At 59.9% G+C, this 24,770-nt stretch carries 25 protein-coding genes and 1 pseudogene; 20 read left to right on the forward strand and 6 right to left on the reverse strand.

Going from position 1 to position 24,770, the window contains the following annotated elements:
• Window positions 1–12: 12 nt before the first annotated feature.
• From GJA_RS10615 to GJA_RS10640, 6 genes are all read left to right on the forward strand, one after another.
• On the forward strand, window positions 13–582 hold the full coding sequence (locus GJA_RS10615) for an effector protein Tle3 domain-containing protein (protein WP_038491883.1): 570 nt from the start codon (window positions 13–15) through the stop codon (window positions 580–582).
• Window positions 545–2,134, forward strand: a complete 1,590-nt coding sequence (locus GJA_RS26130) for a type VI lipase adapter Tla3 domain-containing protein (RefSeq protein ID WP_167541097.1) — start codon at window positions 545–547, stop codon at window positions 2,132–2,134. The genes GJA_RS10615 and GJA_RS26130 overlap by 38 nt, the downstream gene beginning before the upstream one ends.
• Window position 2,135: 1 nt before the next feature.
• Window positions 2,136–2,396 (forward strand): PAAR domain-containing protein, encoded by a 261-nt coding sequence (locus GJA_RS10625; protein WP_038491886.1) that lies wholly within the window; start codon window positions 2,136–2,138, stop codon window positions 2,394–2,396.
• The gene (locus GJA_RS10630; RefSeq protein ID WP_144241483.1) at window positions 2,371–2,691 is read left to right on the forward strand and encodes a hypothetical protein; all 321 of its coding nucleotides are present in this window, start codon (window positions 2,371–2,373) and stop codon (window positions 2,689–2,691) included. The genes GJA_RS10625 and GJA_RS10630 overlap by 26 nt, the downstream gene beginning before the upstream one ends.
• A 192-nt stretch (window positions 2,692–2,883) precedes the next feature.
• Window positions 2,884–3,150 carry a hypothetical protein gene (locus GJA_RS10635; RefSeq protein WP_038491892.1) on the forward strand — a complete coding sequence of 89 codons (267 nt, stop codon included), beginning with the start codon at window positions 2,884–2,886 and terminating at the stop codon, window positions 3,148–3,150.
• Complete coding sequence (locus GJA_RS10640) at window positions 3,140–3,409, forward strand: hypothetical protein (RefSeq protein WP_038491895.1); 270 nt, start codon at window positions 3,140–3,142, stop codon at window positions 3,407–3,409. Before GJA_RS10635 ends, GJA_RS10640 begins: the two co-directional genes overlap by 11 nt.
• A 172-nt stretch (window positions 3,410–3,581) precedes the next feature.
• Here GJA_RS10640 and GJA_RS10645 read toward each other — a convergent pair whose 3' ends face one another.
• Both GJA_RS10645 and GJA_RS10650 read right to left on the reverse strand, forming a co-directional pair.
• Window positions 3,582–3,794 carry a heavy-metal-associated domain-containing protein gene (locus GJA_RS10645; RefSeq protein WP_038499435.1) on the reverse strand — a complete coding sequence of 71 codons (213 nt, stop codon included), beginning with the start codon at window positions 3,792–3,794 and terminating at the stop codon, window positions 3,582–3,584.
• Window positions 3,795–3,970: 176 nt separating this feature from the next.
• Window positions 3,971–5,848 (reverse strand): esterase/lipase family protein, encoded by a 1,878-nt coding sequence (locus GJA_RS10650; RefSeq protein WP_051780639.1) that lies wholly within the window; start codon window positions 5,846–5,848, stop codon window positions 3,971–3,973.
• Window positions 5,849–6,016: 168 nt separating this feature from the next.
• On the opposite strand from GJA_RS10650, the gene GJA_RS10655 reads away from it, so the two are divergent.
• Complete coding sequence (locus GJA_RS10655) at window positions 6,017–8,464, forward strand: penicillin-binding protein 1A (RefSeq protein WP_081905336.1); 2,448 nt, start codon at window positions 6,017–6,019, stop codon at window positions 8,462–8,464.
• Between the two features lie 268 nt (window positions 8,465–8,732).
• Window positions 8,733–9,236 (forward strand): MarR family winged helix-turn-helix transcriptional regulator, encoded by a 504-nt coding sequence (locus GJA_RS10660; protein ID WP_144241484.1) that lies wholly within the window; start codon window positions 8,733–8,735, stop codon window positions 9,234–9,236.
• Here the strand turns inward: GJA_RS10660 and GJA_RS10665 are convergent.
• On the reverse strand, window positions 9,233–10,555 hold the full coding sequence (locus GJA_RS10665) for a chloride channel protein (RefSeq protein WP_038491901.1): 1,323 nt from the start codon (window positions 10,553–10,555) through the stop codon (window positions 9,233–9,235). The genes GJA_RS10660 and GJA_RS10665 overlap by 4 nt on opposite strands.
• Before the next feature lie 260 nt (window positions 10,556–10,815).
• On the opposite strand from GJA_RS10665, the gene GJA_RS10670 reads away from it, so the two are divergent.
• Window positions 10,816–11,259, forward strand: coding sequence for a cupin domain-containing protein (locus GJA_RS10670; RefSeq protein WP_038499444.1), 444 nt, complete (start codon window positions 10,816–10,818; stop codon window positions 11,257–11,259).
• 64 nt (window positions 11,260–11,323) lie between these two features.
• Window positions 11,324–11,815: an alpha/beta fold hydrolase gene (locus tag GJA_RS10675; RefSeq protein WP_422567908.1), complete on the forward strand. Its 492-nt coding sequence runs from the start codon at window positions 11,324–11,326 to the stop codon at window positions 11,813–11,815.
• Here the strand turns inward: GJA_RS10675 and GJA_RS10680 are convergent.
• A complete protein-coding gene (locus tag GJA_RS10680) occupies window positions 11,802–12,731 on the reverse strand; it encodes a LysR family transcriptional regulator (protein ID WP_051780641.1) in 930 nt (309 codons plus the stop codon). The two genes, GJA_RS10675 and GJA_RS10680, sit on opposite strands and share 14 nt — an antisense overlap.
• A 168-nt stretch (window positions 12,732–12,899) precedes the next feature.
• Between GJA_RS10680 and GJA_RS10685 the strand changes: the two genes are divergently transcribed.
• Together GJA_RS10685 and tcuC are read left to right on the forward strand one after the other, a co-directional pair.
• Window positions 12,900–13,682, forward strand: coding sequence for a substrate-binding domain-containing protein (locus tag GJA_RS10685; RefSeq protein WP_038491903.1), 783 nt, complete (start codon window positions 12,900–12,902; stop codon window positions 13,680–13,682).
• Between the two features lie 60 nt (window positions 13,683–13,742).
• On the forward strand, window positions 13,743–15,065 hold the full coding sequence (tcuC, locus tag GJA_RS10690; RefSeq protein WP_038491906.1) for an MFS transporter: 1,323 nt from the start codon (window positions 13,743–13,745) through the stop codon (window positions 15,063–15,065).
• Between the two features lie 74 nt (window positions 15,066–15,139).
• Here the strand turns inward: tcuC and GJA_RS10695 are convergent, their stop codons facing one another.
• The gene (locus tag GJA_RS10695) at window positions 15,140–16,492 is read right to left on the reverse strand and encodes an MFS transporter (protein ID WP_038491910.1); all 1,353 of its coding nucleotides are present in this window, start codon (window positions 16,490–16,492) and stop codon (window positions 15,140–15,142) included.
• A 141-nt stretch (window positions 16,493–16,633) separates the two neighbouring features.
• Here GJA_RS10695 and cyoA point away from each other — a divergent pair, with 141 nt between their 5' ends.
• The 7 genes from cyoA to GJA_RS10730 are packed head-to-tail and all read left to right on the forward strand — an operon-like array spanning window position 16,634 to window position 23,408.
• Complete coding sequence (cyoA, locus tag GJA_RS10700; RefSeq protein ID WP_038491913.1) at window positions 16,634–17,650, forward strand: ubiquinol oxidase subunit II; 1,017 nt, start codon at window positions 16,634–16,636, stop codon at window positions 17,648–17,650.
• Window positions 17,650–19,653, forward strand: a complete 2,004-nt coding sequence (cyoB, locus tag GJA_RS10705; protein WP_038491916.1) for a cytochrome o ubiquinol oxidase subunit I — start codon at window positions 17,650–17,652, stop codon at window positions 19,651–19,653. The genes cyoA and cyoB overlap by 1 nt, the downstream gene beginning before the upstream one ends.
• Window positions 19,646–20,281 (forward strand): cytochrome o ubiquinol oxidase subunit III, encoded by a 636-nt coding sequence (gene cyoC, locus GJA_RS10710; protein WP_038491920.1) that lies wholly within the window; start codon window positions 19,646–19,648, stop codon window positions 20,279–20,281. Before cyoB ends, cyoC begins: the two co-directional genes overlap by 8 nt.
• Complete coding sequence (gene cyoD, locus GJA_RS10715) at window positions 20,278–20,697, forward strand: cytochrome o ubiquinol oxidase subunit IV (RefSeq protein ID WP_038491923.1); 420 nt, start codon at window positions 20,278–20,280, stop codon at window positions 20,695–20,697. The genes cyoC and cyoD overlap by 4 nt, the downstream gene beginning before the upstream one ends.
• Window positions 20,694–21,524: an SURF1 family protein gene (locus GJA_RS10720; RefSeq protein ID WP_038491926.1), complete on the forward strand. Its 831-nt coding sequence runs from the start codon at window positions 20,694–20,696 to the stop codon at window positions 21,522–21,524. Before cyoD ends, GJA_RS10720 begins: the two co-directional genes overlap by 4 nt.
• A gap of 14 nt (window positions 21,525–21,538) precedes the next feature.
• Window positions 21,539–22,882 carry an ATP-binding protein gene (locus GJA_RS10725; protein ID WP_038491929.1) on the forward strand — a complete coding sequence of 448 codons (1,344 nt, stop codon included), beginning with the start codon at window positions 21,539–21,541 and terminating at the stop codon, window positions 22,880–22,882.
• On the forward strand, window positions 22,872–23,408 hold the full coding sequence (locus GJA_RS10730) for a response regulator transcription factor (protein ID WP_038491932.1): 537 nt from the start codon (window positions 22,872–22,874) through the stop codon (window positions 23,406–23,408). Before GJA_RS10725 ends, GJA_RS10730 begins: the two co-directional genes overlap by 11 nt.
• 129 nt (window positions 23,409–23,537) lie before the next feature.
• Here GJA_RS10730 and GJA_RS10735 read toward each other — a convergent pair whose 3' ends face one another.
• A complete protein-coding gene (locus tag GJA_RS10735; RefSeq protein WP_038491935.1) occupies window positions 23,538–24,359 on the reverse strand; it encodes a pirin family protein in 822 nt (273 codons plus the stop codon).
• A 100-nt stretch (window positions 24,360–24,459) separates the two neighbouring features.
• Between GJA_RS10735 and GJA_RS28790 the strand changes: the two are divergent.
• Window positions 24,460–24,690: pseudogene (locus tag GJA_RS28790) on the forward strand (LysR family transcriptional regulator); the annotation flags it as partial.
• Between the last annotated feature and the right edge of the window lie 80 nt (window positions 24,691–24,770).

The following is a 24,770-nucleotide window of genomic DNA, read 5'->3' on the forward strand; positions in this document are numbered from 1 at the left end:
GGACCTGGCCAGATGCTCAATTCGCCGATCGATGCGGCGATTGCCGTCGCCAATCCGTACAAAGGCAAAGGCAAGGACGGCATGTTGGCCGATGAATCGCCTGAGCAAGCCAAGGCCCGCTGGCTGGGAACCTTCGACAAAAACTCTTACCACTCCAGTATCGTCAGTAATCCGATGCACTCCGAAAAAGCCACCGCCTATGATCTGTGCATAGGCGTCAGCGATATTTTGAAAGATGGCGATTTGACCTGGATCCGGTTTTTGCGGGCGGTTGCGGATTGGCGGACGAATTGGTTTGGGAAGGCCGCATCTGACCCTTCCAGTAACAAAAAAGATCCTTCATTTTCTCCACCGGCCGAGGATCTATTGATATTGTTGAATGATTCGAGTGAAATTGATACCGCTGAGCGCATCATTATTGAGGAAAACTACAACTATTATGCTATTTCTGGAAAAAATCCGGGAAGTCTGCCAGATATGGTCAAAGAGTGCACATTAAAAAATTTGGAACCGCATGTCAAATCAGAGACTACACGGGAAGCAAGTGCAAGAAAAGAAAAATATGTCTATGGAGATAATTAAAATGATGGAAATGTGTGTTTTTAAAAATGTGCAGTTAAAGAAATTTATTGCGAGGCAGCATTCAAGAAATTTTCATAGAATAATGTGGCATATTATTTGCACGGTGCTTAGTTTTCCCTTCTTGGCCTGTGCTATGCCGATATCAATATTTACGGAGAATGATAATTTCATGTCATCCATAAAGAAAAGTGGTAATACAGGAATTGAATCGTTGGAAATTGTCGGTGTTGGCATCAGTGTCGAGACATGGAGGAATCATCCAGGCTACCCGAAACTCAATTTGTGGAAGGCCGTTGATGAGGGAAATGGTGCTTACATCATTTCACAAGATCCACAGCAATACCCTCATAATATTGAATCGTCAGGAATGATGAGTGCGAAACGCAAGGAGGACGCTGTAGAGACCGCGATGCGCGATTTTATGGATTGCTATCCACTTCCGATAGCGATTGTAGGGCCCGCTTTGCAGGGTTCGAATAAAGAAAGCGACAAACACAAAGTGCGCGAATCAAACGCCGATAGCTTTGTCGTGACGAAAGATTCTGAACCCTACACATCTGAAGGCGAGTTTGCCGGTCTCCTGACCCAGAGCGGTCAAGTGATGAATTCCTATTTGAACGACAATCCCGACAAGCTCTGGAATACCATTTTCATGACGTTTGACGAGCATGGCGATCTGCCTGCCGTCGGTGTGGCGGCCAAGGATGGTGCGTTTCAACGGACTGGGCGTTATTACTTTAACGACCGGCCTAAATTTAACGACATGGCCGAATTGGCCTACCACCCCAAAAATGTCCGTACGCCCACCGATAGCTGGACCTTCCTGACCCTGATACGGCGTGGCCGCATCGACTGGCTGCGGTCGTTCGCGCCCTTGGTGGAAGACAATATGACCATAAAAAACTGGCCTGCCGGACCTTCCCGCAACCGGTCCGAGTTTGTCGGCTGGAACAAGGAGCCGGATCAGCCTTTCGTGCCGACGCCTTTTATCCCCAAGCCATGGACACGATTCCAGATCGATCAGTACGATCATCTGGAAAACCTGGGTACTTTATACCGGCCGCAAGTGGTGTCTTATCTGGACGATCATGGGCAGCCGGTCAAACCGGCCGAACGACGGATGCGCATGGAAGCGGCCTTGCGCGCTGCGCTGGCGCCGTTGGGCGGCAAATCTCCGGCGCGGATCTTTTTCGATTACGGCAGTGTGCTGGATGACCGTAACGGCGCGGCGCGTTTCTTGCCGCTGGTACAGAGCTTGCAAGCGATAGACGACAATTTCAATCTGCTCGATCCCAGGCAGGGCTACGACCTGGCACGCATCCTCGGCGATATCGGCGCCGGCAGTCCTTTTATCGCGGTGGCGCTGGCGACGATGGCTGGCCGGCAGTCGGGCGGGGCGACGCTGGTGGCCAATATGCGGCGCGACGATGGCGCGACCTTGCTGCTGGTGACGCCGCCGAGCGCCGCACAGATCAAGAAGGACGCCGCCATCCAGCGTCCGTTCTGGCCGCGCCCGGGTTTCGGGAAGCTGCGCGTTTCAGAGGATAACTGAGATGGCGCGCCCGGTTTGCCGTGAAGGCGATGCGACCACCCACGGTGGCAAGGTGATCAAGGTCAGCGGCAATTTCCCGGTCAATGGCAAGCGTGCGGCGCGGGTTGGCGATATGGTCAGTTGCCCCTTGCATGGCGATAACCCTATCATCGAAGGAGGCGGCGCCACATTGGAGGGGGGAATTGCCGTGATCTTGCATGGTTGCCATACCGCTTGTGGCAGTGCCGTGATCGCCAATGCAAGCACCGTGGTCTCCGTATAAACTTTCCACCTTTGAGGCGATGATGATGCCATCTCAATCGGAAGTTCTCGTCGAGCAGGATATTTTCTCCGCTCCCCTGGATGTGCCTGCCGGTGCCGAACACATCGCACCGGTTCCCGCCCGGGACCTGGCGTCTTCAGCGCTGGCGCCTGCACCGTTAGTCGCTCATCTGACGCAACTGACTTCAGCGCCGGCCAAGGCCGGTGCTGCTGAGACCGGCACTTTTACGAAAATATGCGTATCGTCGGTATCGGCCATCTTCGCCATGCTGATATTATTTGCCTGGCTTGACTAAGCTCCCTGCAATACCATCAAGGCTAAGTTTTTACGATTATCAATCAATCTGTTAAACATTTCGCGGCCTGTTTCGTCATGCTTTTGCAATCTTGCGATGTGGATTATCGGCTTGGGCCGCCTGATCGTTTATGAAAGTTAATGTTCTTATGAAGCACGATATCTTTGGCTCCTCGGTGGCGCGCGCCTTTCCATGGTAGTGACCGTTATCGCCGCTGCATGGCTGGCTGCGTCATGCTTCTATCTTGCTTCGCAACATCAGTCACTGTGGGTACGCGCGCGCCAGTGGCCGCGCCTGTTGCGGGCCGGCGCCGGGGTGTTTGCCGTCGTGTCGGTCTGGCTGGCGGTCCTGGCCAGCGGTTTTTTCTGTGGCGTCTTTATCGCCTTGTCGGCATGGATGCCGGCCCTGGTCGCGCTGCCGTATGTTGATGCCTGGCGGCGGGTGACGCATGTGGCTTAAATCATTGGCCGCGCTGGTGCTTGGCCTGCCGTTGGCGGTCGCCGTGATCGGCCTTGCAGTCTTGCTCAGCGGCGATCATGTCCGTTATACCTTGCCGTGGCTGCTGATGTTTTTCCCGGCCTGGGTAGGTGCGATGAGCATGGCCTTCCTGTTCCAGAGCGGCGCACGGGCCTGCTTATGGATGGGCGGCGCCAATCTGCTGGCCTACGCGGTGCTGTATGGCGTGAAGGCTGGCGGCCTGGTCACTATTGGCGCATGAGGTATCCACTGCGCACTGCCTGATGCCGGACGACGCACCGCTGCAAGGCGGTGCCGGCGATCGATGGCAAGGCGACCAGCAAGTTTTTTCGTCGTCATCGGCTATCTGTCTCGTATCGTCAAGAAACGAGCAGGTTGATAGCGCAAACTTGCCGGCGCCTTGCGGGGCGCGCTTATGCGGCTTCGGCCGGATAACCGGCCTGGTTCAGTACCGTCAGTAATTGCAGCTGTGAAGCGCGCTGTTCGTCGAAGCAGACGCTGGCGGCTTGCTGTATCAGCGATACGCTGACGGTGCTGACGCCATCGACCGCTTCCAATACCTGGTTGACTTCATCGGCGCAGCCTTCATGATCCATGCCGATAATACTTAATTGTGCTGTTTGCATCGTAGTATCTTTTCCGAATCAAAATGAAGAGCTTATGTGATATTAATAATATCGTCCAGCCCCGCACGATGCAGCGGAAAGAAATATTGATAATTTTTGATGTAAATTAAAATAGTTATCTGGTTTTCACTTTCATCGGCCGGATTATTGAGAGCGCCTAACAAAACGTTTTAAGGCTAGTGCTGGCGCAAGATGCGGCGAATTTCCAAAATCGCTTGCGGATTTTCCTGCACGCTGTGCCACGAAGGAATCACTTTTTCCGATAGCGCGCCATCCAGGTGCGCGCTGGTATACGGCACCACGCCGTCGCTCGATGCTTGCAGCGGCAGCGCAGGGGTATCGTTGCCCATGATCGAGTAATAACGCACCCGCGGGCTGATCGGCAGATCGGCCGCCAGCCGCACGAAGCCATCCTTGTCGCTCAGGTTGTCGATGCTGTTTGGTATGCGCAGCGGTTCATGGCTGGTTTGACCCGGCCCCAGTTGCGCCAGCGTGCGGCTGACGTCGCTCAACTGGTCCAGCATCGACAGCGGCAACGTGACCAGGTTGGCGATCCAGCGCGCCACCCGGTGGTTGGCGAACGAGGTGCCGCGGTGCGGTGCGGCGATAAAGATGGCGCTGGACACTTGCGGCATCGGCTCGAATTGCAGATACGGCGCCAGGCTGGTCCGCGCCTTGGCCGCCTGCTTGCCGCTGAGCTTGTATTCGGCGCCGACCGCGTCGAGCAATTGCTGGTCCGAACGCGACACCAGCAGGCGCGACAACACACCGCCCATGCTGTGGCCGATCAGCACCATGTCGTGCGACGCGCGCGCCTTGCCGGATGGATCGACGCTGTGCAGCGTCGCTTCGAGCGCCTGGCGAATGGCCAGGTTGTTGACCGCCAGCGGCGCATTGGTCGGATAATACACTTGCCAGATTTGATAGCGGCGCCGCAATTGTTCGTCGCCCAACACTTCATTCGCCACATTGATCCACGCCTCCGGGCTGCTGGCCAGGCCATGCAGCATGACGATGGTGCGCCGTTCGGGATCGTAGGGCTGCATCAGCAATACTTGCGGCCGGTTCAAGCCATCGGCGCGGCCAAACAGCGTGCGCAGCGCCTGGCCGGCAAAACCGGAGCGCGCCAGCCACAAGCCGTAACCGGCGGTGAAATTGGCCGCCACCGGCAATTGCTGGCCGGCCATCTTGACCGACGCCGTGCGGTAGGGATCGACCAGCAACACCATCAATGCGCGCGTCGCCAGTACTTGCTCCAGCGTGTCGCCGCTGAAGCGGATCAGCGCGGTAATCACCGGAAACTGGTTTTCCAGGTAAGGCTGCGGCGTCTCGTCGTCCTGGGCGGGGCGCGGCATCACGGCCACCAGTTCGGCGCCAAAACCGTCGCGCCGGTACACATTGCGCAAGCCGGAGAATTTCAGCGACGCGGCCGCCACCAGTTCTTGCGGAACGCCGCCGTCCTGCGGCAGGCGCAGCGCCGACAGTTCGCTGTCGACCGACCAGCCTGCCACGTGGCTGACCGCGCCGTCCGGCTTGCGTCCGCCGGCGCGGCGGAACATATTGCCGACCGCTTTTTGCACCGCGTAATTGTAATAATCGCGGATCTGGGTCTGGCGCTCCTCGAACGCCCGTTGACCCGGCGTGCGCGCGGTGAAAAACAGGTAGGCATACGCGTGGCGCGCCGTTTCCAGCCAGGCGTTCAGCGTCGCATCGCTGTCCGGCGCGCTATCGCGCTCGGCGGCCAGCGCGCTGCCCAGCCACAATTCGGCCAGCGCGGACAGGCGCTGTTCATCCGACAAACCGTCCGACCTGGCCAGCTCGCCACGGCAGGCTGGCGCATTGCCGGCGCACGCTTCCGGTTCGCTGCCGATCACGCGCAATACCTCCTGCGCCGAAGAGCTGAGCTTGCCAGTGGTCAAGATGTCGCCGCGGCGCTGCTGCAGATAGTCGGCCGGCGAAATCGATTCGACCTTGACGGCGGCGCAGCCGCTCAACAGTAGCAAGGCCAGCATCAGCAGGTAAGGACGCAGGTAAGGACGGCGCAATATTTTCATGGGGTGGACAGAATGGCGATGCGGCGATTATTGGCGGCAGGTGGTGTTTCTTGCAAGCATAATCTATCCAGTGCGCCAGCCATCTTGCCATCGCTGCCGGCGGCATGGCACGCTCGGGTATACTTGTCGATTGGATTAACAGTAATTATCGACAGGCATCGTATCGGAATGGATCAACAGAATAAGAATAACAAGGCGGCCGGCCGCTGGCGTCTGCCGGAATGGGCGCGTGCCGCCGCAACGCGCTGCCAGGCGCTGTATGTCCGTGGCCATGCACATTTGATGCGCCGCCCGCCGGCCCGCCGTGCCTTGCTGCTGCTGGTGTGGGGTGGCGGCGCTCTGTGCGGCTTGCTGCTGATCTATCTGCTCATCCTGATTCCATTGACACCCGGCATTGCCGACTTGCGCCAGGCGCGCATTGCGCAAGCGAGCACGGTAGTGTCGGCGGACGGCAAGTTGCTGGCCAGTTTCGATGAAGGATTGCAAGAGCGGGTGACGCTGAAACAGATTGCGCCGCAAGTGGTCAGCGCATTGATCGCGACCGAAGACCGGCGCTTTTATGACCATCACGGCATCGATTTTCACCGCATCGGCGGCGCCATGCTGGCCAGCGCCAAGGGCGATGCGCAGGGCGGTTCGACGATTACGCAGCAATTGGCGCGCAATATGTTTCCAGAGGAAATAGGCCGTTCGCGCAACCTGAACCGCAAGCTGAAGGAGTTGATTACCGCGCTGAAGATCGAAGCGACGTACAGCAAGACGGAAATCCTGGAAGCGTACCTGAACACCGTGCCCTTCCTGTACAACACGTTCGGCATCGAAATGGCGGCGCGTACGTATTTCGACAAGCCGGCCGCCAGGCTCGACATCCTGGAAAGCGCGACGCTGGTCGGCATGCTGAAGGGCACCAATTACTACAATCCGGTGAATAATCCGGAACGCTCGGTGCAGCGCCGCAATGTGGTGCTGGGCCAGATGCGCAAGCAGGATGTGATCACCGAAGCGCGTTACCGCGAATTGCTGAAACGCCCGCTGCGGCTGCACTTTGCGCGGCAAACCGAGCGCAGCCAGACCGACACCCATTTCACCGCCTATGTACGCAAATGGCTGCTGGACTGGGCCGATGAAAACGACTACAACTTGCAACTCGATGGCCTGGTGGTGCACACCACGCTCGATTTCGCGCTGCAAACGGCGGCGATGAAGGCGGTCGAACGGCAAGGCAATGCGCTGCAAATGATCGCCGACGTGGAATGGAGCCGGCCCGGACTGACCGGTTCGACCTCGACCGGCACGTTTGCAGAAATGCATGGCGGCATCAAGCCCTTCGATTATTTCTGGCAATCGCATGGCGCGCTGGCCGATGCCGTGGTGCGCGAATCGGCGTCCTACCGCAAGGCGGTCGAGGGCGGCGAAGCGCCGGCCGAGGTATTAAAGCGCTTGAAGGCCGACCGCAATTTCATTAGCCAATTGCATGAAGCCAAGTCGCGGCTGGAAGCGGGTTTTGTCGCGATGGACCCGGCCAGCGGCGAGTTGAAGGCGTGGGTCGGCAGCCGCAATTTCCAGCGCGAACAGTTCGATCACGTATCGCAAGCGGCGCGCCAGCCCGGCTCGACCTTCAAACCCATCGTGTATGGCGCGGCGCTGGAAAAAGGCTTGTTGCCGGACCATTTGTACCGCGACGCCGTGCTCGACATCAAGGCGGCCGACGGCACGATCTGGCGGCCGACCGACATGAGCGGCACCAGCGGTCAGCAGATCCCGATGCGCGACGGCTTGATCTACTCGAAAAACACCATTACCGCGCAAGTGATGCAAGACACCGGCTTGCCGGGCATCATCAAGCTGGCGCGCGGGCTTGGCATCCGCGACAGTAAATTACAGGCGGTGCCGTCGCTGGCGCTGGGTACCAGTCCGGTGACCTTGCTGGAAATGGTCAACGCCTATGCCAGCATCGCCGCGCAGGGCGCATACCGCAAGCCGGTGTTCGTCACGCATATTACCGACCGCAGCGGCAAGACCATCGCCAGCTTTAGCAGCGACAAGACCGAGCGCGCGCTGTCGGAAACGTCCGCCGTCGAATTGATCGACATGATGCGCGGCGTCATCAATCGCGGTACCGGCACCGGCATCCGCTACCGCTTCGGCATCAATAGCGACGTGGCCGGCAAGACCGGCACCACGCAAAATAATGCCGACGGCTGGTTCATCCTGATGCACCCGAACCTGGTGGCGGGCGCGTGGGTCGGCTTCAACGATGCGCGAGTGACCATGCGCAGCAATTATTGGGGGCAGGGCGGCCACAATGCGGTGTTGCTGGTCGGCGATTTCTTCAAGACCGCGATCGATAGCGGCAAGCTGGACCGCAACGCCATCTTCCCGGGCGGACACCGTCCGGCGCCGCTCAAGCCGGAAGAACCGCCGGAAGAGGCTGTTGAAGAGCCGGGCGACTTGCAGCCGGAAGGGGGCGTCCCGGCCGTGCCCGCCGCAACTGCTGCGCCGACGGCGCCGTTCCCGTCCGACGCCGAGCAAGTCATGCCGGGTCCCGACCGCACGGCGCCAGCGGCTCCGGCCACGCCGCCGCCGGACGATGCGGTCCGGCCGGAATCGCCATGATGTGCGGATGCGCCTTGCACAGTTCCGCCAGCCATTCGGTAAATACCCGCACGCGCGGCCGCGGATGCTGTTCAGCGATATGCTGCGCCCTTATACTTTTTTAGGCGGCGATGGCGGCGCTAGGGAGCATGCCGATTAATGAGACTGGCCGCGTGCGATTTCCTTGGGGGCGTCAAGATCCTATAGTTCGTCAAGATCCTATAGTTCGTCAAGATCCTATAGTTCCTCAAGATCCTATAGTTCCTCAAGATCCTATATCATGCGACTTATGCCTGCCTCTCCTGCTCCCGCCCCTATTTCGCCCGAACCGCCATCGGAACCATCGGTGCGCGTGTTGCGCCAGTTCCGCATGCTGTTCAACGCGGTCAAGGATCACTTTCGCCAGATCGAGCGCGATGCCGGCATCGGTGGCGCGCAATTGTGGGCGTTGAGCAAGATCAGCGCGAGCCCCGGCATCGGCATCAACGACCTGGCCGCCGCGCTCGATATCCAGCAATCGACCGCCAGCAACCTGGTCAAATCGCTGATCGAACGGCAATTGATCGCCACCGAACGGCGCGAAGACGACCGCCGCGCGGTGGCCTTGTTGGCCTTGCCCGCCGGGCAGAGCGTGCTGGACAGCGCGCCGGCGCCGTTCAGCGGCGTGTTGCCGGCCGCGCTCGATAGCCTGGACCAAGCCACGCTGGGCCGTCTGGAGCAAGACTTGGCCAGCCTGATCGTGTTATTGCGCGCCGACGAGCGCAACGCCAAGACCCCGCTGGCGGATCTTTAATCCGCTGGCGCTTGCGGCAAGCGCCGCAATTGCAGTTGCGCCAGCGCGCCATACAGCGGCGGGCCGAGCACCTTCGACAAGGTGCTGGCCACCACTGCGCACGCCATCAGGCTGAGCACCATGCCGTGGCCGTCGACCATTTCCATGACGATGATGAAGGCGGTCAGCGGCGCTTGCGTGGTGGCCGCCAGGAAACCGACCATGCCCAGCGCGATCAGCGCCGGCGCATGCGGGTAATGGGTCAGCAGCGCGATGTCGTGGCCGAGCGCGGCGCCGATCGACAGCGCCGGCGCAAAGATACCGGCCGGCACGCCCGACCAGACCGTCAGCCAGGTCGCCGCATATTTGAACAGCACGAACGCGCCGGGCATGGCGCCGTCTTCCAGCATGGTACGGGTGGCTTCGTTGCCGCTGCCGTAGGTGGCGCCGCCGCTGGCCACGCCGATGATTGCCACCAGCAAGCCGCACAGGCCGGCGAACAGCAGCGGATGGGCGGCGCGCCAGCGGCTGACCCGGCCGGCCGGAGCGCCGCCCAGCGAGGCCAGCAGCAAACGGGCGAACAAGCCGCCCGCCACGCCGCAGCACAAGGTCAGCAGTAAGCCGGGCCACAGCAACGCCAGGCCGATCGGGCCGGCATGGATCACGCCGAAGTGGGTGGCGTTGCCGTAGAACGATACCGCGATCAAGCCGGCCAGCACGATGCCGGCCACGATCAAGCCGCTGTTGCGCTGCTCCGGCGCGCGCGACAATTCCTCGATGGCGAACATGACGCCGGCCAGCGGTGTATTAAACGCGGCGGCGATGCCGGCCGCGCCGCCAGCCACCAGCAGCGCGTGGGCGCTGACCAGTGCATTTTGCGGCAAGAAGCGGCGCATCGCCAGCATGACGCCGGCGGCGATTTGCACCGACGGGCCTTCGCGGCCCAGCGACAAGCCGCCCAGCAAGCCGGACGCGGTCAGTACGATCTTGGCACAACTCAATTTCAATGAAACGAACAGCCGACGCTGGCCCGGCTCCAGCGCCGGGTCGAGCGCGGCCATTACTTGCGGAATGCCGGACCCGGCGGCGCCGGCCGCATAACGCCGCGTCAGCCAGACGATCGCCGCGCAGCACAGCGGTGTCCAACACAGCGGCATCCACCATGCCTGTCTGGCAAAGTGCATGAAGCAAGCCAGCGCCCCTTCCGCCAGCCAGGTAAACCCGACCACGGTCAGGCCGGCCAGGGCCGCCGCGCCGACCACCACGATGCGTGCCTGCCAGAGGCCGGGCGTGGCGAATTCGCGTTTGAAGGCGGAACGGATGTCGTGCGAGTGTTGCATGTGGGGGTGGGGGGATGAGGGTGGAAAGTACTTCCTATTATAAATACATTTGGACAAATGTATTTGTTGGCGATGAAAATAAGGCCGTTTTTCTGTTGATTGTTGCCAGTCGAACTATTCCGTGTGGAAAATTGTTTCTATATGATGGTATCGATGTGAGCCGGTTCGACCATGCTGTCGCGGCATCGCCGTGGGCGCTGGCTGTATCCGTTTTCAGGCTGGCGCCGTAGCTTGACTTTACAAACAATGGAGTTGAATTGATGCGTTTTATATCGAAAGCAGGAACGACTGTATCCCTTGGTATCTCCGGCTTGCTGTTGCTTGGCGCTGTGCAGGCAAAAGATGCCGCGCCAGCCGTGAAGGTGGAAACCATCTCGAAGAGCAGCGCCGCCTGGGATGGCCAGCAGTACCAGGCCTATCCCGCCGGCACGCCTGAAATCACGGTATTGCGAATCAGCATTCCGGCGCACTCGCAATTGCCTTGGCATACCCATCCGATGCCGAATACCGGTTACATCCTGTCCGGTGAGCTGACGCTCGAGAAAAAGGACACCGGCCAGAAGGAGGTTTTCAAGGCGGGGCAGGCGGTCAATGAAACAATCGGCGAAGTCCATCGTGGCGTGACCGGCGACCAGCCGGTGGAATTGATCGTGTTTTATGCCGGTCAGAAGGGCATGCCGCTCTCTGAAAAAACGCTGCCTTAATATAATGCTTCCTTGATATAACATTAAGGAAGCAGATCCGGGCCGGTCTGGGTGAGCGCAAGACATGCATGCGCTGATGGACGCCTTCCTGCCCGGCATCGGCGACTGGACGAATGTCTGGCTGATGTGCGACCTGTGGCATTTCCATTTCTATGGCAAGACGCCGGAAGCGCTGGTGCAGGGCCGCGAACGGATTTACCTGGAACATTTCTGGAACGACTTTGCGGCCGATCCATCGAAATCGCTGCCGGAAGCCGACCGCCGCTTTTACGCCGCGCAATACGCCAAGCCCGGCCATATGCACGCCGGCATGGAATATTTCCGCAATTTCGAGCAAGACGCCAAGGAGTTTGCCGCCTTTGCCCGGACGCCGCTGACGATGCCGATGCTGCTGCTGAGCGGCGACAAGGCGTCCGGCCGCTTCCTGATCGAACAAGCACGGCTGATGGCCGGCAATCTCGACGGCGTGCTGGTGCAAGATTCCGGCCATTGGCTGATGGAAGAGGCGCCGGGCCAGGTGATACCGAAACTGGTGGCGTTTTTCAGCCGCGAATGAAAGCCGGATAACGTTCATGTTCCGGCAGCGCTTCCTTCAGCATGTGATACAGTTCTTGCGCGCCTGGCGATAATATGCGTCCGGTGCGCCGGATAATGCCCAGCGTGCGGGTGATTTCCGGATCGACCAGCGGTACCGCCCTCAGCGCGCTCGGATTATCGTGCGGCAGCGCCAGTTGCGGCACCACCGCGATGCCCAGTCGCGCCTTGACCATTTCCAGCAGCGACGTCACGTGGCGCACTTCGATAAACGACGGCGGCCGCCGTTCCGCCGGCGCCATGGCCTGGTCCAGCATCATGCGGTTGCCGCTGGACTTGCCGACTGTCATATACGGATATTGCGCGATATCGTCCCAGGTCACCGCGTCGCGGCTGGACAGCGGGTGGTCGGACAGGCAGGCCAGCACAAAACGCTCCAGTACGATGGCTTCGAAATCGATGCCTTTTTCGTGCTCCCCCAGAAAGTTCACGCCAAAATCGGCGTCGCCGCGCGCCACATGGTTCAGCACTTCGTGGGCGCCCTCGTCGACGATGCGGATGCGGATGCGCGGGTAGTGCTGGTGGAAACGCTGCAAGATCGGCGGCAGGAAATTATGCGCCACCGACGGCACGCAGGCGACGGTGACCTGGCTGTAATGGCTGCGTGAAATATCGCTGATGTTGTGCAGCGAACGCTGCACGCCGTCGAGAATTTCCTGCGCCTTGTTAAAAAACTCGCGGCCGACCAGCGTCAGCGCGACGCGCCGCGTGGTGCGCTCGAATAATTGCACATTGAGCGCTTGTTCCAGCTTGGCGATCCGGCGCGACAGCGCTGGCTGCGAAATATTCAAGGCCAGCGCGGCGCTGCGGAAGCCGCCCTGGTCGACTACCGCCACCATCGCCTGCAAATCATTCAAATCGAACAGCAGCTGGTCCATCGGGCCTCACAAGTTGATTGGTTGATGCCTTGCAGGTATCAATTGCAAGGAATTATGCATTTTACTTTATAAATTTCGTTTGTAATAATGCGCCCGCAAGCTCAGCAATTTGAGCGAGCAAAAAGCCGGCTCAATCTAGTCATAAAATAAACAGCAAGAGACAGTGGAATGAAAAAGAATACAGCAGTGTCGCGCCTGCTTGCCGCCGCTGCGGCCAGCCTGGTGCTGTGTTTCGGCACAGCGCAAGCGGAACAAATCAAGGTCATGAATTCCGGCGGTTTTTCCGCCGCCTATAAAGCCCTGGCGCCCAAATTCGAAGCCGCCAGCGGCGATACCCTCGATATCATCTGGGGGCCGTCGATGGGCAAATCCCCCGAATCCATTCCGAATCGTTTGCAACGCGGCGAAGAAGCCGATGTCGTCATCATGGTCGGCTACGCGCTGGACGATTTGATCAGGCAGGGCAAGGTCTTGCCGGACAGCCGGGTCGACCTGGCCGAATCGCGTATCGGCCTGTCGGTCAAGGCCGGCAGCGCCAGGCCGGATATTTCCAGCGCCGAAGCGTTCAAGGCGGCATTGTTGAACGCCCAGTCGATCGCGTATTCCGACAGTGCCAGCGGGGTCTATATCGAAAGCACGCTGTTCAAGAAGCTCGGCATCGAAGACCAGGTCAAGGCCAAGGCGCGCATGGTGGCGCGGATACCGGTGGCGTCGGTGGTGGCCGACGGCCAGTTCGAGATCGGCTTGCAGCAAGTCAGTGAATTGCTGCCGGTGGCCGGCGCCGAGTTTGTCGGCCGCATCCCGGAGCCATTGCAAAGCGTGACGACCTTTTCGGCCGGCATTCCGGTCGGATCGAAACATCCCGAGGCGGCGCGCACGCTGATACGTTATCTGGCGTCGCCGGCGGCGCAGGCCGACGTGCTGCACAGCGGACTGGATATCAAGCAGTAATCAATAAAAGGGCGGCCATCAACGCCATCGGCTGCCGGAAAAACACGATCGAGACCCTACATGACCACACTCTCTACCCCTGTCCAGTCGAAATTCGGCACGGTTTTACGTGTCACCAGCGGCAACTTCATGGAAATGTTCGACTTTTTCCTGTTCGGTTTTTACGCCACCCATATTTCGAAGACGTTCTTCCCGGCCGGCGATGAATTCGCGTCGCTGATGCTGACTTTCATGACCTTCGGCGCCGGCTTCCTGATGCGTCCGCTAGGCGCGATCTTGCTCGGCGCTTATGTCGACCGGGTCGGCCGCCGCCAGGGCTTGATCGTCACGCTGGCGCTGATGGCCACCGGCACCGTGCTGATCGCCTGCGTGCCGGGCTTTGCCACCATCGGTTATCTGGCGCCGTTGCTGGTATTGACTGGCCGCTTGCTGCAAGGCTTTTCGGCCGGCGTCGAACTGGGCGGCGTTTCGGTGTACCTGGCTGAAATGGCGACGCCGGGCCGCAAGGGCTTTTATGTCAGCTGGCAATCGGCCAGCCAGCAAGTGGCGATCATCGTCGCCGCCGCGCTCGGTTATGCCTTGAACCTGTGGCTGAGTCCCCAGCAAGTGGGCGACTGGGGCTGGCGCGTGCCGTTCTTCATCGGTTGCCTGATCGTGCCGGTGCTGTTCATGATACGCCGCTCGCTGCAGGAGACCGAGGAATTCAAGCAACGCAAGCACCGTCCTGAATTGAAGGCGATTTTTCGCTCGATGGTCGACAATTGGCGCCTGGTGATTGCCGGCATGATGCTGGTGTCGATGACGACGGTATCGTTTTACCTGATCACCGTCTACACGCCAACTTTTGGCAAGAGCGTGCTGAAATTGAGCACCAGCGACAGCTTGATCGTGACCTTGTGCATCGGTGTCTCGAACTTCATCTGGCTGCCGCTGATGGGCGCGTTGTCCGACCGCATCGGCCGCAAGCCTTTGCTGCTGTGCTTTACCCTGCTGACCATCGTCAGCGCCTATCCGGCGATGAGCTGGCTGGTGCATGCAGCCAGCTTCGAGAAAATGCTGATCGTCGAACTGTGGCTGTCGTTCCTGTACGCCAGCTACAACGGCGCGATGGTGGTGGCGCTGACCGAAGTGATGCCGGTCGACGTGCGCACCGTCGGCTTTTCGCTGGCTTACAGCCTGGCGACGGCGATCTTCGGCGGCTTTACGCCGGCGATTGCGACCGGCCTGATCGAAGCGACCGGCGACAAGGCCGCGCCGGGATTATGGATGACCTTCGCCGCGATCTGCGGCCTGGCCGCTACCGTGCTGCTGTACCGCAAGGGCAGGACGGCGCCGGTGGTGCGTGCCAGCGAGGCCGGGCAGGATACACGGCGCAGCGCATAATTTGCCGTATAAAAAAAAATCCCCGCGCTCGAGAGCTGAGCGCGGGGATTTTTTTATTGTCGGCTGAAATCACATCAATCGCGGATTTCCAGCGCCCGGTTCAAGCTCAGCGCCGCCAGCGAGCAAGCCGCGCCGGACAGCAGATAGACGCTGACATAGGCCAGCCCGAAATGGGCCGACAAGCCCAGCGCCACCAGCGGTGCGAAACCGGCGCCGACCAGCCACGCCAGGTCGGACGTCAGCGCCGCGCCGGTGTAGCGGAATTTCGATGGGAAATTGGCGGTCACGGCGCCGGCGGCCTGGCCGTAGGACAAGCCCAGCAAGGCAAAGCCCAGCAAGATAAAGATATCCTGGCCCAGGTCGCCGCCATCCATCAGCGTCGGCACGAAGCCGCTGAACACGGCAATCGTCACCGCCAGCGTACCCAGCGTGGTGCGGCGGCCGACCTTGTCGGCGATCAGGCCGGAAATGATGATGCCGCCCGCCAATAAGGCCGCGCCTATCATCTGGATAGCTAAAAAGTCGCTGATCGAGCGTTTGGAGTAGATTGAAATCCACGACAGCGGGAACACCGTGACCAGGTGAAACAAGGCATAACTGGCCAGTGCGGCGAGGGCGCCGATGATCAGGTTGCGCCCTTGGGAGCGGGCCATTTCGAAGATTTTGGTCGGCTGCAATTCGCGTTCTTCAAGCAGGCGCGAGTATTCATCGGTGGACACCAGCCGCAAGCGTGCAAACAAGGCCACTACATTGATGGCGAATGCCACGTAGAATGGGTAGCGCCAGCCCCAGTCGAGGAAGTCGGCGTTGCTCAGGTTGCCGGTCAGGTAGCAGAACAGGCCGGCGGCAATGAAGAAGCCGACCGGCGCGCCCAGCTGGCCCAGCATCGCATACCAGCCGCGCTTGTTTTGCGGGGCGTTCAGGGCCAGCAGCGACGGCAAGCCGTCCCACGAGCCGCCCAGCGCCAGGCCCTGGCCGATGCGCAGCAGCGACAGCAGCACGATGGAAGCGAAGCCCAGATGGGAGTAAGTCGGCAGGAAGGCGATGCCGGCGGTGGAAATGCCGAGCAGGAACAGGGCCAGCGTCAGCTTGGCTTCGCGTCCGAAACGGCGCTGCACCGCCATTGAAATCACGGTGCCGATCGGGCGGGCCAGGAAGGCGAATGAAAAGATGACGAACGCATATAAAGTGCCTTCCAGCCGGTTTTCAAACGGAAAGAATACCGAGGGAAACACTAATACAGAGGCGATGGCGTAGACGAAAAAGTCGAAGTATTCCGAGGCGCGGCCGATCACCACGCCGATGGCGATTTCTCCGGGGGAAATCTGGCCGTCATGGTCGGCGTTGATCTGCCTGGCGTCGTTGCCGATGGTGGTGGGGGAAAAGTCTGCCGAGGAATTGACTGCGGGGGTATTGATGGTTGACATAGTAGGCGTCTCTCAAATTGTTTTCGTCTGTCAATACATTCCGCCGCTCCAGGCGCAGGGTAGGACAAAACGTCCAATGTGCAACCTGACGCGGTCAATGTACATTAACATATTCCTACTCCTATGTATTGCACACACCGCATGATTATTTCAATAATTCGTCGCGGATTGATGTTATTACCACTCGGATTGCTGGCAGCTTGCAATACGGTGGTGATGAATCCTTCCGGAGACATTGCCGTTCAGCAGGGAAACCTCATCGTTGTTTCGACGCTGTTGATGCTGCTGATCATTATTCCGGTGATCGCCCTGATCGTTATTTTTGCCTGGCGTTATCGCAAAGGCAACACGGAAGCGAAATATACCCCCGACTGGGATCATTCGACCGGTCTTGAGCTGGTGATCTGGGGCGCGCCGCTGCTGATCATCATCGCCTTGGGCCTGATCACCTGGATCAGCACCCACACGCTCGATCCCTACCGTCCGCTGGCGCGCATCGACGAACACCGTCCGCTGGCGGCCGGCCACAAGCCGTTGACCGTGCAAGTGGTGGCGCTGGACTGGAAATGGCTGTTCATCTATCCGGACCTGGGCATCGCGACGGTGAATGAATTGGCGGCGCCCGTGGATGTGCCGGTACGCTTCAAGATCACCGCATCGACCGTGATGAACTCGTTCTACATTCCAGCACTGGCCGGCCAGATCTACGCCATGCCGGGCATGGAAACGACGTTGAACGCGGTCATCAACAAACCTGGCGTGTACGACGGCTTCTCGGCCAACTACAGCGGCGCCGGTTTTTCGGACATGCGTTTCAAGTTCCACGGCATGAGTTCGGCCGACTTCGATGCCTGGGTCGCCCAGACCAAGGCTGGCGGCGAACTGAAGCGCGCGGAATATGTGGAACTGGAAAAACCTAGCCAGCGCGATCCGGTGCGTCATTACGGTGCGGTCGAAGCGCAATTGTTCGACGCCATCGTCAACCGTTGCGTCGACCTGAATGCGACTTGCATGAAGGATATGATGACCACCGATGCCAATCGCATCAAGGATAGCAACATGAGCAAGATGGCCCAGCAAAAATCGGGACTGCCTGCCGTTGCCGACGCCGGCGCTGAAATTTGCGTCACGCCCCCAATTACAATGAAGAAACAATAATGCTAGACCATATTGACTTGACGAAGCTTATCTTCGGCCGTCTGAGCTGGGACGCGATTCCATTCCATGAGCCGATCCTGCTGGTGACATTCGCCATGGTGGCGCTGGGCGGCCTGGTGGTGCTCGGCCTGATGACTTACTACCGCCTGTGGGGCCCGTTGTGGCGCGACTGGATCACCAGTATCGACCATAAGAAAATCGGCATCATGTATATCGTGTTCGGCCTGATCATGTTGCTGCGCGGCTTTGCCGACGCGCTGATGATGCGCGCCCAGCAGGCGTTCGCCTTCGGCGGTTCGGAAGGCTTCCTGCCGCCGCACCATTACGACCAGATCTTCACCGCCCACGGCGTGATCATGATCTTCTTTGTCGCGATGCCGCTGGTGACCGGTTTGATGAACTACGTGGTGCCGCTGCAAATCGGCGCGCGCGACGTGGCTTTCCCATTCCTCAATAACTTCAGCTTCTGGATGAGTGCATTCGGCGGCGTGCTGGTGATGGCGTCGCTGTTCGTCGGCGAATTCGCCCGCACCGGCTGGCTGGCGTATCCGCCGCTGTCGGGCATCCTGGCCAGTCCGGATGTCGGGGTCGACTATTACATCTGGTCGCTGCAGATCGCCGGGGTAGGTACCTTGCTGTCCGGCGTCAACCTGATCGCCACCATCGTCAAGATGCGCGCGCCAGGCATGACCATGATGAAAATGCCGGTCTTCACCTGGACCGCACTGTGCACCAACGTGCTGATCGTTGCCGCTTTCCCGGTCCTGACCGCGGTATTGGGCATGTTGTCGCTGGACCGTCTGGCCGGCACCAACTTCTTCACCAATGAACTGGGCGGCAACGCCATGATGTACGTCAACCTGATCTGGATCTGGGGCCACCCTGAGGTCTACATCCTGGTGTTGCCGGCCTTCGGTATTTTCTCGGAAGTCGTGTCGACTTTCTGCAGCAAGCGCCTGTTCGGCTACACCTCGATGGTGTATGCGACCGTCGTGATCACCATCCTGTCCTACCTGGTCTGGCTGCATCACTTCTTCACCATGGGTTCCGGCGCCAGCGTCAACTCGTTCTTCGGCATTACCACGATGATTATCTCGATCCCGACCGGCGCGAAGATTTTCAACTGGCTGTTCACCATGTACCGCGGCCGCATCCGTTTCGAGCTGCCGATGATGTGGACCATCGCGTTCATGATCACCTTCGTGATCGGTGGCATGACCGGCGTGCTGCTGGCGGTGCCGCCAGCCGACTTCGTGCTGCATAACAGCCTGTTCCTGATCGCCCACTTTCATAACGTGATTATCGGCGGCGTGGTGTTCGGCATGTTCGCCGGTATTAACTACTGGTTCCCGAAAGCCTTCGGCTTCAAGCTCGACGAATTCTGGGGCAAATGCTCGTTCTGGTTCTGGGTCATCGGTTTCTACGTTGCCTTCATGCCGCTGTACGTGCTGGGCTTGATGGGCGTGACCCGCCGCATGGGCCACTTCGCCGATCCTTCGCTGCAAATCTGGTTCCAGATCGCCGCGTTCGGCGCCGTCCTGATCGCCCTGGGCATCGCGTCGATGATCATGCAGTTCGCTGTCAGTATCAAGAACCGCAAGGCACTGCGCGACGTGACCGGCGACCCATGGGATGGCCGTACGCTGGAGTGGTCGACGTCGTCGCCTCCGCCAGACTATAATTTTGCCTTTACGCCAAAAGTGTATGACAACGATACCTGGGCGGATATGAAGAAAAACAACTATGTGCGTCCTGTGAAAGACTTCATGGCGATCCACATGCCGAAGAACACCGGCGCCGGTTTCATCATTTCCGCGCTGAGCGCCGCGGTCGGCTTCGCGCTGATCTGGCAAATGTGGCTGCCGGTAATCGCTGGTTTCATCGTCTTGATGGCGGCGATCATCATCCACACCTTTAATTACAAACGCGATTATTACATCTCTGCGGAAGACGTTACCCGCACGGAAAATGAGCGCACTCGCTTGCTGGAAAGCCATGTCTGAGATCACCGCTAATAAAGCCGGCGCCCTGAGCGCCGACCCGAGCTCGCGTTTTTATGTACGCGAGCATCATCCGGAAAACGGCACCTTGCTGGGTTTCTGGCTGTACCTGATGAGCGATTGCCTGATCTTCGCCTGTCTGTTCGCCGTCTACGCCGTGCTGGGCCGCAACTATGCGGGCGGCCCGTCCGGCGCCGAACTGTTCGACCTGCCGCTGGTGGCGCTCAATACCGCGTTCCTGCTGGTATCGTCGATCACCTACGGTTTTGCGATGTTGTCGATGCAAGCGAAACACTTGCGCAGCACCATGGTCTGGCTGGCCATCACCGGCATCCTCGGCGCCTGCTTCCTGGGCCTGGAACTGTATGAGTTCAGCCACCTGATCCATGAAGGCGCGGGTCCGCAACGCAGCGGTTTCCTGACCTCGTTCTTCGCGCTGGTCGGCACCCACGGCCTGCACGTGACGTTCGGTATCGTATGGCTGATCACCTTGATGGTGCAGTTGGGCAAGCATGGCTTGACCCCTGAAAACGGCCGCCGCCTGATGTGCCTGTCGATGTTCTGGCATTTCCTGGACGTGATCTGGATCGGCGTGTTCACCTTTGTTTACCTGATGGGAGTCTTGCCATGAGCGAGCATCATAATCATTCCGCTCATGATGGCCATGACCATCATGAGCACCACGAAACCCATGCCGACCATGGCAGCCTGAAGACGTACGCGATCGGTTTCGTCCTGTCGGTGATCTTGACGGCGATCCCGTTCTGGATGGTGATGGGCAATGTGTTCAGCAAGTCGAGCACGGCCGGCCTGGTGTTGCTGGGTTTTGCCGCGGTGCAAATCGTGGTGCACATGGTGTACTTCCTGCACATGAACACCAAGTCGGAAGGCGGCTGGTCGATGCTGGCCCTGATCTTCACGATCATGGTGGTGGTGATCAGCTTGTCCGGTTCGATCTGGGTCATGTATCACCTGAATCACAACATGATGCCTGGCATGATGCATGACGCTGCTCAGCAAATGCAAGACATGCGCACCATGCCATGATGAAGGCGCCGCGTAGCGAGGCGGGGGCGGGAAGCGAGTCTCGGCCGCGCCGACGCTCCGCGGCGCTGTCGTATACCCTGGTGATGTTGGCGGGGCTGGTGTTTGCCGGCTTCGTCGCACTGGGTTCCTGGCAAGTCAAGCGTCTGTTCTGGAAGCTTGACTTGATAGCACGGGTCGACCAGCGCGTGCATGCCGCACCGGTGGCCGTACCCGGTCCCGGGCGTTGGGCGGCAGTGACCGCCGACAGCGATGAATACCGCCATGTCAGCCTGGCCGGACATTTCCTCTACCAATTAACCACCCGGGTACAAGCCACCACCGAGCTGGGCGGCGGCTTTTGGCTGCTGACGCCGTTGTGCATGGCTGACGGTTATACGGTGCTGGTCAACCGCGGTTTTGTGCCGGGCGATATCGGCGCGCCGCCGAATGTTCCCCATCCGGTGGCAGGCAGCTGCGCGCAAGCGGCCGGGACCTTGGTATCTGCGCCGTTATCGACGATTTCCGGATTGCTGCGCATCAGCGAGCCGGGCGGCGCCTATCTGCGCCATAACGACCCGGCCAACAACCGCTGGTATTCGCGCGACGTGGCCGCCATCGCCAGCGCGCATCAGTTGACGCACGTGGCGCCGTATTTTGTCGACGCCGATGCGAAACAGGTGTCTGCCGGCGCGCCGGATGCGCCGACCGGCGGCCTGACCGTCATTTCTTTTCATAATAATCACTTGGTGTATGCTTTGACTTGGTATGCTCTTGCCTTGATGATCGCCGGCGCCGTTTTTTGGGTGGTGCGCCAGGAGCGGCGGTCGCGACTTTCCGGCAAAGAGTAATCAAGAAAGCAACGATGGCGCGTTTTAAAGAAACACCCGCCACGCCGTCAGGCGGGCGGGAAAAGCCGGGGGCGGTGCTGGAGCACGCCGCCGGCCACAAGAATATGCTGCAACTGATACAGTTGCGCTGGATCGCCGTACTCGGCCAGGTCAGCACGATCTTTGGCGTCAGCATCGGTTTCGGCGTGCCGTTGCCGCTGCCGCACATGCTGGAAGTGCTGGCGTGCCTGATCGCCTTCAATATCGCCAGCCAGCTGCGCTGGCACGAACGGCGCGTGGTCGCCAACCGCGAACTGTTCTTTGCGCTGCTGGTCGACGTGGCCAGCCTGACCGCGCAACTGTATTTGAGCGGCGGCACCACCAATCCATTTGCTTTCCTGTACCTGCTGCAAGTGATCCTCAGCGCGGTGCTGCTGGAAGCGTGGTCGACCTGGACCATCGTCGCCATCACCAGCGTGTGCCTGGGCGGACTGGCGCTGTTTTCCAAGCCGCTGGCCTTGCCGTTCGACCATGAGCGGGGATTTTCCAGCCTGTATGTGCAGGGCATGCTGATCTGTTTCATCTTGAACGCCTTGTTGCTGGTCACTTTTATTACCCGTATTTCCAGCAATTTGAAGGCGGGCGCCGCCAAGCTGGCGGGCTTGCGCCAGCGCGCCGCCGAAGAGGAACATATCGTCCGCATGGGTTTGCTCGCTTCGGGCGCCGCGCATGAACTGGGCACGCCGCTGGCGACGCTGGCGGTGATCCTCGGCGACTGGCGCCGCATGCCGGAATTCGCCAGCAATGCCGAATTGCTGGAAGAAATCAGCGAAATGCAAACTCAGTTGCAACGCTGCAAAAGCATCGTCAGCGGCATCTTGCTGTCGGCCGGCGAGGCGCGCGGCGAATCGTCGGTCAAGACCACCATCCATACCTTCCTCGACGAACTGGCCGACGAATGGCGCGCCAGCCGGCCGGTCGGGGCATTCAGCTACGACAATTTGATCGAGCAAGACTTGCCGGTGGTATTCGATTCGGCGCTGAAGCAAATGATTTGCAATGTGCTCGACAATGCGCTGGAAGCGTCGCCTGAATGGCTGAGCATGGAAGCCCGCTGCGCCGGCGATGCGCTGCACCTGGTGATTACCGACGCCGGTCCCGGCTTTTCGTCCGATATATTGGAACATTTCGGCAAACCCTATAATTCCAGCAAGGGCCGTCCCGGCGGCGGACTGGGACTATTTCTGGTCGTCAATGTTGCACGCACCCTGGGCGGCAACGTCCACGTGCGCAACCGGCCGCAGGGCGGGGCGGTGGTCGAACTGAGTTTGCCGCTGTCGGCCATTATCATCGAAGAGGAAGTACCGCATGCCATCTGATCGTTTGCTGTTGATCATCGAAGACGACGCCGCATTCGCGCGCACCCTCGGCCGCTCGTTCGAGCGGCGCGACTACCACGTATTGCTGGCCTCTAACCAGGAAGAGGCCAGCGCGATGCTGTTGCAGCATGCGCCGAAATATGCGGTGGTGGATTTGAAATTGAATGGCAATACTTCCGGGCTGGCTTGCGTGCAAATGCTGCACCAGTACGATCCGGAAATGCTGATCGTCGTGCTGACCGGTTTCGCCAGCATCAATACCGCGGTCGAGGCAATCAAGCTGGGCGCTTGCCAGTACCTGGCGAAACCGTCGAATACCGACGATATCGAGGCCGCCTTCAAGCACGTGGCCGGCAGCAGCGAGATCGAACTGACCAACCGGGCCACGTCGATCAAGACGCTGGAGTGGGAACGGATCCACGCGACGCTGGCGGAAACCGATTTTAATATTTCAGAAACCGCGCGCCGGCTCGGCATGCATCGCCGCACCCTGGCGCGCAAGCTGGAGAAGCAGCGCGTTAAATAAGAGCTCAAGCGTGCTGTGCTGTGGCCTTGGCGTCGATACGCCAGCTACTCATCAAGATGCGGTCGGCCAGCGCCAGGCTATTGTTGTACTGGCTATGGTTCATGTGACAGGCTTTCTTGCTTGCTTGGATTAAATGTTCAGGTCGCTGCGTATGTGTTCGATCCGCGCTTCGCCCTGGCGCAAGGCCGCGGCGCTGCTGTGCACCGAGTAGTAGCCCATCACCAGCTCATGCGGATGCCTGGCCGCCGAGCCAAGCACAAAGTCGGTGTCGCCGCTGGCGCTGAAGTGGAGCGGCGCGCTTGACTCTTCAAAGACGGCGATTTCTTCTTGTAAGGTAACGCCGGACACCTGCAAGGCGCCTTGCGCCAGCGCGACCCAGGCCACGTCATGGCCGGCCGGCGGCTGGTAGCTCCAGCGTTCGCCATCCTTCAGCGTCACATGCAGGTAATTGAGCGATGCGCGGGTGGCGATCAGGCTGTCCGCCGCGCCGTAGCTGCCGAGGATCACCCGCGCCGGACCGGCCGAGGGAATCTCGGCCGGGGCCAGGTAGCGGCTGTGGGCCGGGCCGTTTTCATCTTCCGGCGGCAAGGCCAGCCATAACTGGAAACCGCGCACGCGCTGGCCCGGCTTGACGCTGCCGCCATGCCACACGCCGCCGCCGGCCTGCATCCATTCGACGTCGCCGGCCGCCAGGCTGCCGCGGCCGCCGCTGGTATCGAGATAATCCATTTGCCCTGAGCGCACCAGCGTGACGGTGGCGATGCCGGAATGCGGATGCAAGCCATCGCCGCGCGCCGCATCGCCGGCCATGTCGAAATCGTCGAGGAAGATGAAAGGTTTGATATGCTGGCCCAGGTCGGACGGGCTCATCAAGCGGTTGAACCAGCCGTGGCGCCGGCCGCGCGAGCGGTACAGCACTTGCCGGACCGGGATGTTGGGGACTGCGCTCATCAAAGACTCCTGTTCGGAAAACGATGCAGTCATGGTAGCGGCTGGACTTCCATCGGGGAAGCCTATATATTTAGATGGAATATATCTAAAGGATCGATAGATGTTGGACGCCATGTCGATGGACCAGTTGCGTACCTTCATCGCCGCAGCCGATGAAGGCAGTTTTTCCGCCGCCGGGCGCAAGCTGGGGCGGGCCCAGTCGGTGGTCAGCCAGACGCTGGCCAACCTGGAGCAGCAGATCGGCCTGGCGCTGTTTTGCCGCAAGGGCCGCTATCCGGCATTGACCGAGGCCGGCAAGGCGTTGTTGAGCGACGCCCGCGCGGCGGCCTCGGCTGGGGTTATATGCCGCGCCATATGGTGGCCGACGACCTGGAGCGCGGCGCGCTGGTGCAACTCGACGTCGAAGCGCAT

The organism is Janthinobacterium agaricidamnosum NBRC 102515 = DSM 9628 (assembly GCF_000723165.1).
In the GTDB taxonomy this organism is placed as follows: domain Bacteria; phylum Pseudomonadota; class Gammaproteobacteria; order Burkholderiales; family Burkholderiaceae_D; genus Janthinobacterium; species Janthinobacterium agaricidamnosum.

Bases quoted from the DNA above. Each gene is read 5' to 3' on its own strand.
- GJA_RS10695 (WP_038491910.1), bottom strand. From the start codon at position 16,492: ATGTCAACCATCAATACCCCCGCAGTCAATTCCTCGGCAGACTTTTCC.
- GJA_RS10635 (WP_038491892.1), top strand. From the start codon at position 2,884: ATGGTAGTGACCGTTATCGCCGCTGCATGGCTGGCTGCGTCATGCTTC.
- GJA_RS10725 (WP_038491929.1), top strand. From the start codon at position 21,539: ATGGCGCGTTTTAAAGAAACACCCGCCACGCCGTCAGGCGGGCGGGAA.
- GJA_RS10685 (WP_038491903.1), top strand. From the start codon at position 12,900: ATGAAAAAGAATACAGCAGTGTCGCGCCTGCTTGCCGCCGCTGCGGCC.
- GJA_RS10670 (WP_038499444.1), top strand. From the start codon at position 10,816: ATGCGTTTTATATCGAAAGCAGGAACGACTGTATCCCTTGGTATCTCC.
- GJA_RS10720 (WP_038491926.1), top strand. From the start codon at position 20,694: ATGATGAAGGCGCCGCGTAGCGAGGCGGGGGCGGGAAGCGAGTCTCGG.
- GJA_RS10655 (WP_081905336.1), top strand. From the start codon at position 6,017: ATGGATCAACAGAATAAGAATAACAAGGCGGCCGGCCGCTGGCGTCTG.
- GJA_RS10650 (WP_051780639.1), bottom strand. From the start codon at position 5,848: ATGAAAATATTGCGCCGTCCTTACCTGCGTCCTTACCTGCTGATGCTG.
- GJA_RS10735 (WP_038491935.1), bottom strand. From the start codon at position 24,359: ATGAGCGCAGTCCCCAACATCCCGGTCCGGCAAGTGCTGTACCGCTCG.
- GJA_RS10680 (WP_051780641.1), bottom strand. From the start codon at position 12,731: ATGGACCAGCTGCTGTTCGATTTGAATGATTTGCAGGCGATGGTGGCG.
- GJA_RS10730 (WP_038491932.1), top strand. From the start codon at position 22,872: ATGCCATCTGATCGTTTGCTGTTGATCATCGAAGACGACGCCGCATTC.
- GJA_RS10665 (WP_038491901.1), bottom strand. From the start codon at position 10,555: ATGCAACACTCGCACGACATCCGTTCCGCCTTCAAACGCGAATTCGCC.
- GJA_RS10660 (WP_144241484.1), top strand. From the start codon at position 8,733: ATGCCTGCCTCTCCTGCTCCCGCCCCTATTTCGCCCGAACCGCCATCG.
- GJA_RS10675 (WP_422567908.1), top strand. From the start codon at position 11,324: ATGCATGCGCTGATGGACGCCTTCCTGCCCGGCATCGGCGACTGGACG.
- GJA_RS10645 (WP_038499435.1), bottom strand. From the start codon at position 3,794: ATGCAAACAGCACAATTAAGTATTATCGGCATGGATCATGAAGGCTGC.
- tcuC (WP_038491906.1), top strand. From the start codon at position 13,743: ATGACCACACTCTCTACCCCTGTCCAGTCGAAATTCGGCACGGTTTTA.
- cyoA (WP_038491913.1), top strand. From the start codon at position 16,634: ATGATTATTTCAATAATTCGTCGCGGATTGATGTTATTACCACTCGGA.
- GJA_RS10640 (WP_038491895.1), top strand. From the start codon at position 3,140: ATGTGGCTTAAATCATTGGCCGCGCTGGTGCTTGGCCTGCCGTTGGCG.
- cyoB (WP_038491916.1), top strand. From the start codon at position 17,650: ATGCTAGACCATATTGACTTGACGAAGCTTATCTTCGGCCGTCTGAGC.
- cyoC (WP_038491920.1), top strand. From the start codon at position 19,646: ATGTCTGAGATCACCGCTAATAAAGCCGGCGCCCTGAGCGCCGACCCG.
- GJA_RS10615 (WP_038491883.1), top strand. From the start codon at position 13: ATGCTCAATTCGCCGATCGATGCGGCGATTGCCGTCGCCAATCCGTAC.
- GJA_RS10625 (WP_038491886.1), top strand. From the start codon at position 2,136: ATGGCGCGCCCGGTTTGCCGTGAAGGCGATGCGACCACCCACGGTGGC.
- GJA_RS10630 (WP_144241483.1), top strand. From the start codon at position 2,371: ATGCAAGCACCGTGGTCTCCGTATAAACTTTCCACCTTTGAGGCGATG.
- cyoD (WP_038491923.1), top strand. From the start codon at position 20,278: ATGAGCGAGCATCATAATCATTCCGCTCATGATGGCCATGACCATCAT.